General features: G+C 67.5%; 13 protein-coding genes. 5 read left to right on the top strand and 8 right to left on the bottom strand.

Features of this window, described 5'->3' with window-relative positions; all coding sequences use genetic code 11:
- On the top strand, positions 1 to 921 hold the full coding sequence (locus tag C3E79_RS07780; protein WP_108404403.1) for a MaoC/PaaZ C-terminal domain-containing protein: 921 nt from the start codon (positions 1 to 3) through the stop codon (positions 919 to 921).
- 96 nt (positions 922 to 1,017) lie between these two features.
- The gene (locus tag C3E79_RS07785) at positions 1,018 to 1,806 is read left to right on the top strand and encodes a DUF4191 domain-containing protein (protein WP_108404404.1); all 789 of its coding nucleotides are present in this window, start codon (positions 1,018 to 1,020) and stop codon (positions 1,804 to 1,806) included.
- Here C3E79_RS07785 and C3E79_RS07790 read toward each other — a convergent pair whose 3' ends face one another.
- Entirely contained in the window at positions 1,807 to 2,238 is a 432-nt protein-coding gene (locus tag C3E79_RS07790; protein WP_108404405.1) for an RDD family protein, read from the bottom strand.
- Between the two features lie 111 nt (positions 2,239 to 2,349).
- Here C3E79_RS07790 and glnA point away from each other — a divergent pair, with 111 nt between their 5' ends.
- Positions 2,350 to 3,786 (top strand): type I glutamate--ammonia ligase, encoded by a 1,437-nt coding sequence (gene glnA, locus C3E79_RS07795; RefSeq protein WP_108404406.1) that lies wholly within the window; start codon positions 2,350 to 2,352, stop codon positions 3,784 to 3,786.
- 141 nt (positions 3,787 to 3,927) lie between these two features.
- Here glnA and C3E79_RS07800 read toward each other — a convergent pair whose 3' ends face one another.
- The 3 genes from C3E79_RS07800 to C3E79_RS07810 are packed head-to-tail and all read right to left on the bottom strand — an operon-like array spanning position 3,928 to position 5,984.
- The gene (locus C3E79_RS07800; RefSeq protein ID WP_108404407.1) at positions 3,928 to 4,845 is read right to left on the bottom strand and encodes a 2-dehydropantoate 2-reductase; all 918 of its coding nucleotides are present in this window, start codon (positions 4,843 to 4,845) and stop codon (positions 3,928 to 3,930) included.
- 39 nt (positions 4,846 to 4,884) lie between these two features.
- Positions 4,885 to 5,460: a glycoside hydrolase family 25 protein gene (locus C3E79_RS07805; protein WP_108404408.1), complete on the bottom strand. Its 576-nt coding sequence runs from the start codon at positions 5,458 to 5,460 to the stop codon at positions 4,885 to 4,887.
- The gene (locus C3E79_RS07810) at positions 5,460 to 5,984 is read right to left on the bottom strand and encodes an NUDIX hydrolase (RefSeq protein WP_108405117.1); all 525 of its coding nucleotides are present in this window, start codon (positions 5,982 to 5,984) and stop codon (positions 5,460 to 5,462) included. The genes C3E79_RS07805 and C3E79_RS07810 overlap by 1 nt, the downstream gene beginning before the upstream one ends.
- A gap of 25 nt (positions 5,985 to 6,009) precedes the next feature.
- On the opposite strand from C3E79_RS07810, the gene C3E79_RS07815 reads away from it, so the two are divergent.
- Positions 6,010 to 6,783: a hypothetical protein gene (locus C3E79_RS07815; RefSeq protein WP_108404409.1), complete on the top strand. Its 774-nt coding sequence runs from the start codon at positions 6,010 to 6,012 to the stop codon at positions 6,781 to 6,783.
- A gap of 10 nt (positions 6,784 to 6,793) precedes the next feature.
- On the opposite strand, the gene C3E79_RS07820 is transcribed toward C3E79_RS07815, so the two are convergent.
- Together C3E79_RS07820 and thrC are read right to left on the bottom strand one after the other, a co-directional pair.
- Positions 6,794 to 7,756 carry a trypsin-like serine protease gene (locus C3E79_RS07820; RefSeq protein WP_235840597.1) on the bottom strand — a complete coding sequence of 321 codons (963 nt, stop codon included), beginning with the start codon at positions 7,754 to 7,756 and terminating at the stop codon, positions 6,794 to 6,796.
- A gap of 2 nt (positions 7,757 to 7,758) precedes the next feature.
- Positions 7,759 to 9,207 carry a threonine synthase gene (thrC, locus tag C3E79_RS07825; RefSeq protein ID WP_108404410.1) on the bottom strand — a complete coding sequence of 483 codons (1,449 nt, stop codon included), beginning with the start codon at positions 9,205 to 9,207 and terminating at the stop codon, positions 7,759 to 7,761.
- Positions 9,208 to 9,252: 45 nt separating this feature from the next.
- On the opposite strand from thrC, the gene C3E79_RS07830 reads away from it, so the two are divergent.
- Positions 9,253 to 10,536 carry an MFS transporter gene (locus C3E79_RS07830; protein WP_108404411.1) on the top strand — a complete coding sequence of 428 codons (1,284 nt, stop codon included), beginning with the start codon at positions 9,253 to 9,255 and terminating at the stop codon, positions 10,534 to 10,536.
- Here the strand turns inward: C3E79_RS07830 and C3E79_RS07835 are convergent.
- Positions 10,508 to 10,765 carry a hypothetical protein gene (locus C3E79_RS07835; RefSeq protein ID WP_146183378.1) on the bottom strand — a complete coding sequence of 86 codons (258 nt, stop codon included), beginning with the start codon at positions 10,763 to 10,765 and terminating at the stop codon, positions 10,508 to 10,510. The genes C3E79_RS07830 and C3E79_RS07835 overlap by 29 nt on opposite strands.
- Before the next feature lie 20 nt (positions 10,766 to 10,785).
- Entirely contained in the window at positions 10,786 to 13,824 is a 3,039-nt protein-coding gene (locus C3E79_RS07840) for a bifunctional [glutamine synthetase] adenylyltransferase/[glutamine synthetase]-adenylyl-L-tyrosine phosphorylase (RefSeq protein ID WP_108404413.1), read from the bottom strand.
- Positions 13,825 to 13,846: the final 22 nt, after the last annotated feature.

The raw sequence follows: 13,846 nt of genomic DNA on the forward strand, positions 1-13,846 counted from the left end.
ATGAGCGAATACACCGTTTTGCCCGCCGTCCCCGAGCTCGACGCGGTGATGAACCGCATCAAGCTGGGCATCCTGCCCATCGTGGGGACCTCGCACGTCGCCGATTCTGACCCGACCTCCCGCCTTGAGGTCCAGGGGGTGCGCGTCGACCCGACCCGCCTCGCCGACTACGTGCGCGCCACCGGCCTGCGCCTTGGCAACGAAGTTCCCCCGACGTACTTCTTCGTGGTCACCTTCCCCGTCGTCATGGAGCTGATGTCGCGGGCCGACTTCCCGTTTGCCCCCACCGGCGCGGTGCACGTTGCCAATGAGATCACCCAGTCCCGCGCCCTGCGCGTCGACGAGTCCTACACCGTGCGCTCCCGCGGCGAGAACCTGCGCCCGCACCGCAAGGGCCTGCTCATTGACATGGTCACCGAGGTCTACGCCGAGGGCGAGTCTTCCGACGAGCCGGTCTGGTCGCAGGTCTCGACCTTCCTCGGCCAGGGCCAGAAGTTTGCCAAGTCCGCCCCTGTCGCGCTAAAGACGCGCGGGCTTGACGACGCCAGGCAGCTGCCCTCCCCCACACTGCCCGAATCGACCTCGAGCGCCCAGCTGAAGGTCACCGCCGCGACCGTGCGCGACTACGTCGAGGCCTCCGGGGACAAAAACCCGATCCACACCTCCAACCTCGGCGCGAAGGTGTTCGGCTTCCCCGGCATCATCGCCCACGGCATGTACTCCGCCGCGGCGGTGCTCGGCATCCTCGAGGGCAAGCTCGGTGGCGCGCTGCGCTACCGCGTCGAGTTCTACAAGCCCGTCGTCGTCCCGGCGCGCGCCGCCGAGTGGGCGATCGCGGACGATGGCGGCGTGGCCATCCAGCTGCGCGGCGCCTCCAAGCCGGAAAAGCTCCACCTCAACGCGCGGGTTGATTACCTCTAGCCACGCGAGGAGGCACCGGTAGGCGCCCCACCCCCGCGAAACGGGGGGGGCGGGGCGCTTAGTGCTGTGGGCCCCCTTTCGCATATGGTTAGGGCTATGGCAAACCCCAAGGATAAGGCGGCCGCGAAGGCGGCGAAGCAGGAAGAGCGCGCCGCGAAGCGCGCGAAGCGCAAAGACACCCGCGGGCAGCTCGTGCAGGCTTTCAACCTGCAACGCAAGCGCGATAAGGCGCTCATCCCGCTGATGGTCTTAAGCGTCGTCGGCGTCGCAGCCCTGTTCTTCCTCATCGGCCTGCTCTTTAACGGCCAGTGGTTCATGCTCGTCATGGGGCTTATCGCTGGTGCGATTCTCGCCATGATCATCTTCTCCCGCCGTCTCGAGCGCTCCATGTACGAGGAGGTCGGCAACACCCCGGGCGCTGCGGCGTGGACGCTGGAGAACATGCGCAGCACCCTCGGCATCGTCTGGCTGACCAAACCCGCAGTCGCGGCCAACCAGCACATGGATACCGTCCACCGCGTGGTGGGCAACCCCGGAGTCGTGCTCGTCGGCGAGGGAGACCCCGCCCGCCTCAAGCAGCTGATGAACCGGGAGCACAAGCGCGTCAACCGCCTGCTCGCAGGCGTGCCCATCCACGAGGTCTACGTCGGCGACGGCGAGGGGCAGACCCATGTGCGGGACCTGCAGAAAACGCTGCTGAAGCTGCCGAAGAACTACCGGAAGGACGACGTCTACACGATGTCCGCGAAGCTCGACGCGATGGACGCGCGCACCCGCCCCGGCCAGCCCGCCGGGCTGCCCGGCGGCCCTCTGCCGCGCGGCGCGCAGTCGATGTCCGGAATGAACCGCAAGATGCGCCGCATGCAGGAGCGCAAGGGCAAGTAGCTAGCTATAAATCACGGTCGTGCCGGTAGCGCGATCGTGCATACCGCGGCCGCCGCCATCGACCATCGCGGCCGGCAAGACGAAGGCGGTCAGCGCGATGCGCACCGCCGCGCGCCACAGCCCGACGCGCTCTCCCGGGCGATCAACCCTGGCCACGCCCATGCCCAGCGCCATCATCCCCGGCGTGCGGGCGAAAAGCCAGCCGCAGATGAGCCCGAGGCCGATCCACAGGAAGTACGTCAGCGTCGCGGTATCACCGAGCGCATCCGTGTAGAGCCGGGTAAATCCCGCGATCGCCCAGCACAGCGCCCAGTCGATCGCCACCGCGCCGGCGCGGCGCGCCACCGAGGCCTGCGCGCCGGGGCCGCTGGCGGGCAGCCCCAGGCCCTCGCCGGGGTAGGGCTGCACGGTCCGGGGGTGAGTATCAGGCATGAGGCCAGACTACTTCGCGGCCGGTGGACTAACTAAATCGCAGCGGGGAGAGACAGCGACGTTTCTGTACCATGGAGGTATTATTCCCTGCCATCCACCAAGGAGAGATTCGTGGCATTCCAAGACATCGACGATGTCAAGAAATTTATCAGCGATGAAAACGTCGAGTTTGTCGACGTCCGATTCACCGACGTCCCCGGGACCGAGCACCACTTCTCCATCCCGGCCTCGGCGTTCGACGAAGACGTCATTGAGGAGGGCTTGGCATTCGACGGGTCGTCGATACGCGGCTTTACCACGATCGACGAATCGGACATGACGCTCATGCCCGACCTGGCCACCGCGAAGCTCGACCCCTTCCGCGCCGTCAAGACACTCAACGTGAAGTTCTTTGTCAACGACCCGTTTACCCACGAGCCGTTCTCGCGCGACCCCCGCAACGTCGCCCGCAAGGCCGAGGAGTACCTCGCCTCCACTGGCATCGCCGATACCTGCTTCTTCGGCGCCGAGGCGGAGTTCTACCTGTTCGACTCCGTGCGCTACGAAACCCAGGGGCACACCCAGTTCTTCGAGATCGACTCCGAGGAAGGATGGTGGAACCGCGGCGCGGAGGCCGAGCTCGACGGCTCCCCCAACCTCGGCTACAAGACCCGTCTCAAGGGCGGTTACTTCCCCGTCGCGCCTTACGACAAAACCGTCGACGTGCGCGACGCGATGACGCTGAACCTGGCCAAGGCCGGGTTCGATATCGAACGCTTCCACCACGAGGTGGGCACCGGCGGGCAGCAGGAAATCAACTACAAGTTCAACACCATGTTGCACGCCGCCGACGACCTGCAGGACTTCAAATACATCGTGAAAAACACCGCGACGCAGTTTGGCAAGGTAGCCACCTTCATGCCCAAGCCCATCGCCGGCGACAACGGCTCGGGCATGCACGCCCACCAATCCCTGTGGAAAGACGGGGAGCCGCTGTTCTACGACGAGTCCGGCTACGGCGGGCTCTCCGACATCGCCCGCTACTACATCGGCGGCCTGCTCCACCACGCCCCGGCGGTGCTGGCGTTTACCAACCCGACGCTCAACTCCTACCACCGCCTCGTGCCCGGCTTCGAGGCCCCGATCAACCTCGTCTACTCCCAGCGCAACCGCTCCGCGGCCATCCGCATCCCGATCACCGGAGCCAATCCCAAGGCCAAGCGCATCGAGTTCCGCGCCCCCGATCCCTCCGGAAACCCCTACCTCGGGTTCGCGGCGATGATGATGGCCGGCATCGACGGCATCAAAAACCGCATCGAGCCGCACGCCCCGGTAGACAAGGACCTCTACGAGCTGCCGGTCGAGGAGGCCAAGTCCATCCCGCAGGCACCGACCTCCCTCGAGGCCGCGCTCGTGGCGCTGGAGCGCGACCACGACTTCCTCACCGAGGGCGACGTCTTCACCGAGGACTTGATCGAGACCTACACCAAGCTCAAGTACGACCGCGAGATCGCACCGAGCCGCCTGCAGCCGACCCCGCTGGAGTACGAGATGTACTTCGACTGCTAGGTCACTTGGGCTGTCGCCTTGGGTGCCAAGCCAGTGCCAACGCTTACCACCCGCCGGCAAAATTTGTCACTATCCCCATCTCAGATTTTGCTGGCGGTAAAATTTGGCACTCCGCCGCACCGTCGGCCAGCTAGGCCGCGCCTACCTGGCCAGCGCCAGCGCGTGGACCATGCCCAACAGTGGCGTGTCCACGTCGCAGCGCTTAGCCACCCGAAGCAGCGCGCCCACCTGAGCGTCGAGCTCGCTGGGCATCCCTGCTGCGATGTCGCGGTGCATAGAGCTGGTGGCCTCGGGGTACTGGGCGTCGCAAAACGCGAGGGTGTCCTCGACGATGCTCGCGGGAAGTGGAACCCCGCTGGCGCACCCCACAGCGGCGACTTCCTCCATGAGTCCGCGCAGCTGGGGGCGCAGCTTCGCGCGCAGGTACCCCAGGGGCTTTCCCGCCACGGCGCCTAAGACGCCAGTGGTGGCGACGAACATTGCTTTGGACCAGACGTCGACAAGCACGGCCCCGTCGGGGCCGAAGTAGCGCGAGTCGATGCCGGCGTCGCGCAGGGCGTCGACAAGCGGCAGCGCGGAAGGCGCCTCGAAAACCCCGGGCATGAGCCCGAAATTGAGCGAGAGCGGGCCCGGGTTGAGGGTGATCTCCGCGGGGCCCGTGCGCGTCATGTACCCGCGCACAACGCCGGCGAGCACTCGCTCGGCGCCAAAGAGGTCGGCCGCGGTGAAGTGCACCTCGACGGAGTTGTGCGTGGTCACCACGGGAACATCGGACAGCGTATCGACGTCCGCAAACGTCGAATTCCCCGCCAGCGCCTTCGTGGCCACGATGACGACGTCGACCCCGCCGAGCCGGTCGGCCACCTCCGCCGCGCGCTCCCCGGCGATACACCGCGTCACGGTGCGCTGCCCGTCCTGGTTCGCCAGCCGAAGCCCCCGCGAATTTAGCGCCGCGAGCGTCTCCCCGCGCGCGACGAAGCCGATGTCGTGACCCGCCAGCGCGAGCAGACCCCCGAAATAGCCCCCGACACCACCTGCGCCCACGATCACGATCTTCATGGCTGACACTGTAGCGCCCCGCCCACAACGCAGAACGCGTCAGCGCCGGGCGTTGACGTCGACGAAGCCCGCATACCCGGGCACCCGCCCCCGCGAGGTGTACTGCCACATCACCGGCGCCTGCCCGCCAACAGGACCCGGCCACGCCGCAGCGCCCGGGAACTCCCCGTCATCCGCGCCGTAGGATGCAACCCACAACGCACCGAACCGCCGGGTGGGCGCCCCGAGCATGTGGAGGAGCCACCAACGCCGGGTGGTGTAGATGCCCGCGACCTCGACCCCGGCGCTGGTGAAGAGGGAATGGGCGAGGCAGACGTCGTCAAGCGAGAGCCCCGCAGGTGTTTCGCAGTCGAGCCACATGGGCGCGCGGTAGGCACCCATAACCGCGCAGGACGCCTCGACCTGCTCGGCGATTGTCGTGCCCTCCGACGGTCTACGCAGGTAGTGGTACGCCTCCACGTCGAGGCCGGCAGAGAGAGCATCATCGAGGTGCGAGCGAAAGACCCGATCCTGGTAGGTGCCGTCGGTCGTGCGGAGAATGGCAAAGGAAATGCCCTCGATCGCGCCGAGGGATAGCCCGTCTTGGTGCTCGGAGATGTCGACGCCGAAACGCATCAGCGCTTCTTCAGCCCTAAGCGCGGCTCGAAGTCGGCCGGGTGGCGCCGCTGGGCAGCGGCATCGGCGATGACCAGGCGCCACTTGGGGTCTGTCACCGGCATCTGCGAGATGGGAAACCATCCCACGTCGACCGATTCGTCATCGCCCACGGCGGGCTCGGCGAAAGGATCGACCGGCTCGCACCGCAGCTGCACGGACATGTAGGTCGCCTGATCGCCGTTGGCGTGCGTGACCTGCCCCGTCGCGCCGACGCCGAGGAGGGCGACGGCGCGCGCCTGAACACGGGTTTCCTCCAAAATCTCGCGCTCGGCGGCGTGGTGCGGTTCCTCGCCTGGGTCGCAAATCCCGGTCACCGGCGTCCACTCCCCGTTATCGGCCCGCTTGACCAGGAGCACCTCCGGCACCGCCCAGGCAGAGGAATCCGTCGAGTCGCGCAGCACGATCGCGGCGACCGCGGGGATCCACATGAGGTCGGTTCCGATCTTGGCGCGCGTACGGAGAATAAACTCGGGGATGGGCATGCTCCCAGTGTAATCTCGAATCATCATGAGCACGCCCCACCACTCCCCCGCCGCCGACCCCACCTCGCAGGCGAACACCGCCGCGCTGCGCCGGGTTCCGGCCAGCGTGTTCACCCTCGCCTACGGCGCCACTATCATCGCGATCCTCGCCGGCGGGGCCGTCATGATCGCGAACTCACACGCCGCGGAGCCGGCCCCGCCGAGCGTGGGCCGCCCGCTGCGCGCGTTCAATCCCGTGGAGACGAGCCTCGATAACGTCACCGAGTCGCTGCGGCCCTACTTGCTTGGCGACGCCTCCACGGCGCGCACCTCCACCGGGGTCACGCTCACCGCGACGATGACGCAGCAGGCGCAAGACGACCTCGCGGACTTCTCCGGGCACGTCTCTCGCCTCCTGGAGCAGAACTGCATCGACTCCATGACCGTGAAAACCCAGGATAACCTGCGCATTAACATCTGGGGGTACTGCTACTTCACGCCCGGGCCCGTGGCGCTTCAGACCTACATCACCGATGCGCTCGACGGCGGCGCGGACTCCGTGGCGTTCTCCGCCTACCCGGGCCGGCCGATCGACCAGGAGGCCTCCTTGATCTGGTTCACCGACTCTGTCGAGGAGGGCGACAAGGCTGTCGAGAGCTGGGACGACCTCGACTTAGTCCCCGCGACCGACCAGCTAAGCCTGGTGGTCTATGACCCGGAGCGGGTGCGCGTGCGCGGGAAGTTCTCCGAGGAGACGAGCCGGGTGGAGACCAACCACGAAGACGACACCGGGGAGGCCTTCGCCGAGAAGTGGCGCTAGCCGACGGCCCCTACCAGTACTTAAGCTCCCACTGGGCGTCGGGCACGACCGAGTTGAGCACCTGCATGGTTTGCTCCACGTTGGAGTAGGACATCAGCCGAGGATTGTCCATGCCCTCGAAGCATTCTTCCCCGGAGCGCCCGGCCTCGGTACCCGAGACCACCCCGATGATGGTGGCGCGCCCGTTGACGTCCTGGAAGACAGGCCCGCCCGAGTCGCCCTTCGAGGCGCAGACCGCGGCGATATCGCCCTTCGTCTCGCGGGTGTTGTCGGCACCGGTGGTGATGATTTGGACCCGCCCGGCCTGCTGGAACTGCCCGCAGGTGTATCCGGTGGTGCCCCCGGTCTTGCAGATGCGCCCGGGCGAGTGGGCCAGCTGTTCGGCGATGCCCGCCTCGATGGGCTGGCCTACGAGGTCCATGTAGCGCTCCGGGTCGGTGATCTCGATGATGGCAACGTCGATATCCGGCGCGCCGGCGCTGTAGAGGCCCGAATAGATGAAGCGCCCGGCCTCGTGGGAGAAGTCCTGCGCCGTCGCCGCGTTTGTCGGCCACACGAGGTCGCCTTCCTTCCCACAGTGCCCGGCGGTGACCGCGAAGTAGCGCCCCTCGGCGTTGCTGAAGGAAAACGCGACGGTGCACGACTGGGCGGTAAACATCTCGCCGGGCCGCGGATAGGAGGACGTGGATTGGATCAGCGTGCCCGGTGCCCACGGCGCAAACGAGGGCACGCGGACAACATTGGGCGAGCCCGGCGGCTGCCCGGAGCCGGGGATCGCGTCTGCGTCGCCGGGCCGGGGCGTTTGCACCGCCTGAAGCGCCTCGCGTTGCTCCATGGTCGCCGTGGGCACGCTCGAGAACTTCATCCCCGCCCACGCGATCGCGCCGACGGTGAAGGCCACGATGACCACGAGCGCGCTCCACGTGCCGATGTCGAGCCCACGCGACGGCTGCGGCGACTGCTGGTGGCTCACCACTACTTGGTGCCCTCGATCGCGGCGGAGATGTAGTCCTTCACCGTCGCCGCGTCGTTGGGCAGGTCGATAACGTGGCGGCCCGCCTCCATGACGTGGGCGAACCGCTCGGGCACCGGCGGGGCGGCACCGAGGGCCTCTTCGATCGTCTCCGAGAACTTCACGGGCAGCGCCGTCTCCAGCACCACGATGGGGGTCTCCACCTGCCCAGCGAGCGAGCGGGCGACGTACATACCGTCGGCGGTGTGGGGATCGAGGAGGTAGCCGTGCTCCGCGTGCACGTTCTTGATCGTGGCCACACGGTCGGCGTGGGTGGAGGTGCCAGAATAGAAGCCGTAGTCTTCGCGAATGGCCCGCAGCGCCTCCGAGTTACCGAGCTCGTCGGCGCTAAACCCGCCCTGCTTGGTTTTCACCGCGAAGAGGTCGGCGGTCAGCGCGGCGTCGCGCCCGGTGACGTCGAAAATAAAGCGCTCGAAGTTGGAGGCGCGCGAGATGTCCATCGAGGGGCTCGAGGTCGCCTGGGTCTCGGCCGCGGAGCGCGGGCGGTAGTTCCCGCCGCTGAAGAACTCGTGGAGGACGTCGTTTTCGTTCGTGGCCACGATGAGCTTGTCTATGGGCAGGCCCATTTGCTTGGCGACGTGACCCGCGCAGATGTCCCCGAAGTTCCCCGTGGGCACCGCGAACGAGACCCGCTGGTCGTTGGATTCGGTGACCCGCAGGTAGGTGGAGATGTAGTAGACCGTCTGCGCGAGTAGCCGCGCCCAGTTAATCGAGTTGACCGCCCCGATGCGGTATTTCGCTTTGAAGGCGGCGTCGGCGGAGACTTCCTTGACCACGTCCTGGCAATCGTCGAAGACGCCGTCGAGGGCGATGTTGAAGATGTTCGGGTCGTCGAGGCCGAACATCTGCGCTTGTTGGAACGCGGTCATGCGCCCGGCCGGGGTGAGCATGAACACGCGGATGTTCTCGCGGCCGCGCATCGCGTACTCCGCAGAGGAGCCCGTGTCGCCGGAGGTGGCCCCGAGGATGTTGAGCTCCTCCCCGCGGCGCCCCAGCTCGAACTCGAAGAGCTCCCCGAGCAGCTGCATCGCGATGTCCTTAAACGCCGCGGTGGGGCCCTCGGAGAGGTGGGCGATGTGTAAAGAGTCGGTGAGCGTGGTCACCGGGACGATCTCGTCGGTGGAAAAAACCGGGGTGCGGTAGGCCCGCGCGGTGATCTCGGCGATCTGAGCCGGCGGGATGTCATCAACAAAAAGTCCCACGACCTCGGCGGCGAGGGCGGCGTAGCCGTCGGCGTCGAGGAGCGCCCGCCAGTCGTCGAGAAGCTGCGGCGTAATAGTCGGGTAGAAGGCCGGGAGGTAGAGGCCACCGTCGGGGGCGAGCCCGGAGAGCAAGATATCGGTGAACTTCGCCGGGTTCGCCTGAGCGTCGCGCGTTGAGATGTAATCCACGGGTTACCACTCTACAATCCTGTCGCATGATGTAGTTTCGCAGTCATGGAGCGACGCGACCCGAGAGAGCAGATCACCATCAAAGCACTCACGGTGTGGCTGGCCGCCGTCGCCGTCTATGTCGTCGCGATTACGGGGCGCACATCTTTCGGCGTTGCCGGCATCGACGCGATAGAGCGATTCGAGGTCGATGCCTCCCGCGTCGCCGTGTTCACCGCGGTGCAAATCGGCGTCTACGCGCTTGTACAGATCCCCGTCGGGCTGCTCATTGACAAGTTTGGCCCGCGTCTCATCATGGTCGTAGGTGCGTTGGTGATGGGACTAGGCCAGGTGTTGCTCGGCTTCACGGATTCCTACCCGGTCGCTATCCTCGCCCGCGTGCTCATCGGCGCCGGCGACGCCACCGCGTTCGTCTCCGCCCTGCGGTTGCTCCCCTCCTGGTTCCCGATGCGCAGCACCCCGCTGTTTACGCAGCTCACCTCCGCCATCGGGCAGCTCGGCCAGTTCATCTCCGCGGTACCCTTCCTCGCCTTGTTGCACGCCGAAGGCTGGACGGTGGCCTTCGTCTCCCTCGGCGCTGTCGCGGCGCTGATCGCCATCCTCGCGCTTGTCGCCATCGCCGATACCCCCGATCCCGTGGAGGAAGCCCGGGAGGATTCCCGCGGGCCGTCGATACGCGAGATCCTCTCGATCGTGCTGCGCTCCCCGCTGTGCTGGGAGGCGTTCGCGATTCACGGCCTCGGCATGATGTTCATGATCACCTTCACGCTGCTGTGGGGCATGCCGATCATGGTCCAAGGCATGGGTCTGAGCCCCACACAGGCGGGCACGGTGCTGACCGTCTATACCTTTGCCACGGCGCTCGGCGGGCCTTTCCTCGCCCCCATCTCGGCCCGCGCGGGCAAGAACCGCGACCTCGCTGCCGCCGCGATTTCAGCGGTGCACTTTATCACCTGGGCGGTGTTCTTCGCCTCGACGCAGCCGCGCGGGATGGCCGCGGCGCTGATCGTGGCGGTCATCATGGGCGTGTGTACCCCGATTTCCAACTTCGGGTTCGACAACGTCCGCGAGCGCATGCCGCGCAGCGTCGTCGCCTCCGGCACGGGGCTGGGCAACATGGGCGGGTTCGCCGCCGGTATGATTGCCACGCAGGTCATCGGCCTGCTACTCGACGCCACGGCGCCCGACGGAAACTACACCTGGGGTAACTTCCGCATCGCCTGGGCTGCCGTGCTGGGCATGTGGGTGCTGCTGCTCGCGGGCATGTTCTACGCCCGCCACCTCGTCGGCCGGGGCGGCGCTAGCGAGGGGGCTCGGCCCGCTCGCTAAGGAGTTCAATGACGGAGCGCAGCGCGGCGTCGCCGAGTGGGCGGGCGTGCGGGGCTGGCTTCGCCTGCTTATCGACGCCTTGAGCCGCCTCTACCTCCACGCCCAGCGCGCCGTCGCGCAGGCTGATCGGGGCCTGCGCGTCGATACCCGCCGCCCGCGCGGCGTCGACCAGAGCCGCGAGGTCCGCGAACGTCGCGGTGCCCACGTCAATGCTCAGTTTCACACCCATGCGCCCCGAGTATAGGCGTGCTAGTCGAACTCGAGCGAGGGCGCCTCTCCCCAGAAGATCTCCTCGACGACCCGGTGGGCGCGGCGGGTGATGCGCAGGTAGTCCTCAAGGAACTGCTGCTGGTCCTCTGGGGCATACCCGGCCGAGCCCGCGACCTGGGCGAGCTGCGGGCCCGGCGCGGGCAGCTGGTCGGTGCGCTTGCCGCTCACGAGCACCAAGGCGTTGCGGGCGTTGGTGGCCGCCAACCACGCCTCGCGCAGAGTGCGGGCCTGGTCGGCGCGGATCACGTCCGGGTTATCGAGCTCTTCGAGGAAGTCGAGCACCTCCAGTGTTGAGGTGTTGTGCAGCTGCGGGAAGGAATGGGCGTGCATCATCGTGAGCAGTTGCACCGTCCACTCGACGTCCGCCAAGCCCCCACGGCCGAGCTTGGTGTGCGTGGCGCGATCGGCGCCGCGCGGGAGCCTCTCGTCGTCCACTCGTGCCTTGATGCGGCGGATCTCCCGCACGTCGTCCCTGGTGGGCCCGCCCTCCGGGTAGCGGTAGGGGTCGATGGCGTGGAGGAAGGCGACTCCGACCTCGCTATCGCCGGCCACGTCCGTGGCCCGCAGGAGCGCCTGCTTTTCCCACACCTCTCCCCACTGCCGGTAGTAGCGCTCGTAGGAGGCAATCGTGCGCACGACCGCGCCGGAACGCCCCTCGGGACGCAGGCCCAGGTCAACCTCGAGGGGAGGGTCGCCGGACGGCTTGGAGAGGCGGGAGCGCATGGCGTCAACAATCTTCGTTGCCCACGCCAGCGCCTCTGGCTCGGGGGTTCCCGCGCACGGCTCGGCGACGATCATGACGTCGGCATCTGAGCCGTAGCCCAGTTCAGCCCCGCCGAGCCGTCCCATGCCGATCACGGCGATGCGCGCCTTCGGCTCCGCCTCCCCGCTGACCAACAGGTCTGCCCGGACCTCGGCGCGCAGCGCCGCCTCCAGCACCGCGTCCCACACCCACGTCAGCTCCATGCACACCTGGCGGACATCCATGAACCCGAGGAGGTCGGCCGCGGCGATGCGGGCGAGCTCAGCGCGACGCAGTGCCCGGGCGATGGAGACGGCCTGGTCGGGGTCTTCGTGCCGCTTGGTGGCGGCCAGGATGGCCTTGTAGACCTGGTCGGGGGCGGCTTCCAGCAGCTTCGGGCCCGCGGAGCCGTCCCCAAGCAGCGGCACCACGTCGGGGGCGGAGATGATGAGGTCCGCGGTATAGGGCGATGTGCCCAAGATGTGCATGAGGCGCTGCCCCACCACTCCTTCGTCGCGCAGGGTGCGCAGGAACCATTTCTTCCCCTTCGCCGCCTCCGAGAGCTTGCGGTAGTTGAGCAGCCCCGCGCCTGGGTCAGCGGTATCGCCGAGCCAGGTCATCAGCGTCGGAAGGAGGATCGCCTGCAACTTGGCCTTGCGCGAGCTGCCCTTGGCCAGGGCACTGAGGTGCTCGTAGGCGCGCTCGGGGTGCCGGTAGCCCAGCGCGCCGAGCCGCGTCTTCACCGCCTCGGGGGTCAGCGCCGCTTCGTCGGCCGTAAGCCCCACGACCGCGCCGAGCAGAGGGCGGTAGAACAATCGCTCGTGCAGCTGGGAGACAGATTTGCGCAGCTTGCGCAGCGTGGCATCCATCCGCTCGGTGGCACTTTTTCCCTTCTCCGGGGTAAAGCCCGCCGCCCGCGCCAGCCAGCGTCGTCCGGCCTCGTCATCGTCCTCGGGGAGACTATGGGTGCGCTTGAAGCGCTGAAGTTGGAGGCGGTGCTCCAGCAGGCGCAGGAAACCGTAGGCTTCACTCAGCGAGGCCCCGTCCTCGCGCCCCACGTAGCCGCCCGCCATGAGCTCCTCGAGCGCGCGCACCGTATTGGGCTGGCGCAGTGACTTGTCGAACCTGCCATGGACGAGCTGGAGGAGCTGGACCGCGAACTCGACGTCGCGCAGGCCCCCCTGACCGAGCTTCAGCTCGCGCTGCCGCATGTCCGCAGGGACGTTGTCGAGCACCCGGCGGCGCATGGCTTGGACGTCCTCAACAAAGGAGTCGCGCTGGCTCGCACCCCACACAAGCGGGGCGAGCGCATCGATGTAGGCTTTCGCCAGCTCGAGGTCACCGGTCATCGGCCGGGCCTTGAGCAGCGCCTGGAACTCCCACGTCTCGGCCCACCGCGTGTAGTAGGCGAGGTGGGAGTCGAGAGTGCGCACCAGCGCCCCCGACTTGCCTTCCGGGCGCAGGTTGGCGTCGACGTCGAAGAAGCAGGCGGAGCCGATCGTGATCAGCTCGCTGGCGAGCTTGGTTGCGGTGGCGCTAGCCGGTTCTGCGACGAAGATGACGTCCACATCGGAGATGTAGTTGAGCTCCCGCGCCCCGCATTTGCCCATCGCGATAACGGCAAGAGAGCAATCGGCCTCGGCGTCGCCGAAGACGACTCGGTGGGCGACGGCGAGCGCTGCGGTCAGGGCCGCGTCCGCGCAGGCGGTGAGGGTCCCCGTGATGGCGTCGTAGCCCAGCATGGGCACCCGCTCGTCCTCGCCCGCCGAGCGCGGCAAGGGGTAGGTTCCGGCGAGGTCTGCCGCCGCGACCCGCATGATCAAGGTGCGGTAGGTCATCTTCAGCGCGGCCTTGGCCTCCGCCCGATCCTCGAACCTCGCGCCGGCGAGGTAGGTTCCCGCGGCGGTGAGCTCGGCGCTCCCGCCGCGCACCGGGCGCGCCTCGACGCACCCGAGCATGGTACGCATCGCCTCTGCAGGCGTGGGCAGGTCCAGCCCGAGCTGCCTCCACTCGTGCGGGTTGGCCACGAGGTGGTCGGATAGGGCGGTCGAGCCGCCCAGCAGCGAAAAGAGGCGGACGCGGAGTAGCGCATCGCCGGCCACGCGGGCCCGCAACTCCTCGTAGTCGCGCCCCAGCGCAGCCTTGAGGCGCACGGCGTTGTTGAGGGCAAGGTGCGGGTCGGCCGCGGCGAGGATCGTGGCGCGGTGTTCGGCCAGCCCAAGGTCCTCAAGGTCCTGGGCCGTGTGCGGGTCGGTCAGGGGGAACGAACGCGTCATGTCTATAGAACTATAGTTTTCG

It is taken from the genome of Corynebacterium liangguodongii (assembly GCF_003070865.1).
Taxonomy (GTDB): Bacteria; Actinomycetota; Actinomycetes; order Mycobacteriales; family Mycobacteriaceae; genus Corynebacterium; species Corynebacterium liangguodongii.

Coding starts and splice junctions, on each gene's coding strand:
- C3E79_RS07810 (WP_108405117.1), bottom strand. CDS start 5,984: ATGCCCATCCCCGAGTTTATTCTCCGTACGCGCGCCAAGATCGGAACC.
- C3E79_RS07790 (WP_108404405.1), bottom strand. CDS start 2,238: ATGCCTGATACTCACCCCCGGACCGTGCAGCCCTACCCCGGCGAGGGC.
- C3E79_RS07815 (WP_108404409.1), top strand. CDS start 6,010: ATGAGCACGCCCCACCACTCCCCCGCCGCCGACCCCACCTCGCAGGCG.
- C3E79_RS07780 (WP_108404403.1), top strand. CDS start 1: ATGAGCGAATACACCGTTTTGCCCGCCGTCCCCGAGCTCGACGCGGTG.
- C3E79_RS07805 (WP_108404408.1), bottom strand. CDS start 5,460: ATGCGTTTCGGCGTCGACATCTCCGAGCACCAAGACGGGCTATCCCTC.
- C3E79_RS07830 (WP_108404411.1), top strand. CDS start 9,253: ATGGAGCGACGCGACCCGAGAGAGCAGATCACCATCAAAGCACTCACG.
- C3E79_RS07835 (WP_146183378.1), bottom strand. CDS start 10,765: ATGGGTGTGAAACTGAGCATTGACGTGGGCACCGCGACGTTCGCGGAC.
- C3E79_RS07785 (WP_108404404.1), top strand. CDS start 1,018: ATGGCAAACCCCAAGGATAAGGCGGCCGCGAAGGCGGCGAAGCAGGAA.
- C3E79_RS07800 (WP_108404407.1), bottom strand. CDS start 4,845: ATGAAGATCGTGATCGTGGGCGCAGGTGGTGTCGGGGGCTATTTCGGG.
- C3E79_RS07840 (WP_108404413.1), bottom strand. CDS start 13,824: ATGACGCGTTCGTTCCCCCTGACCGACCCGCACACGGCCCAGGACCTT.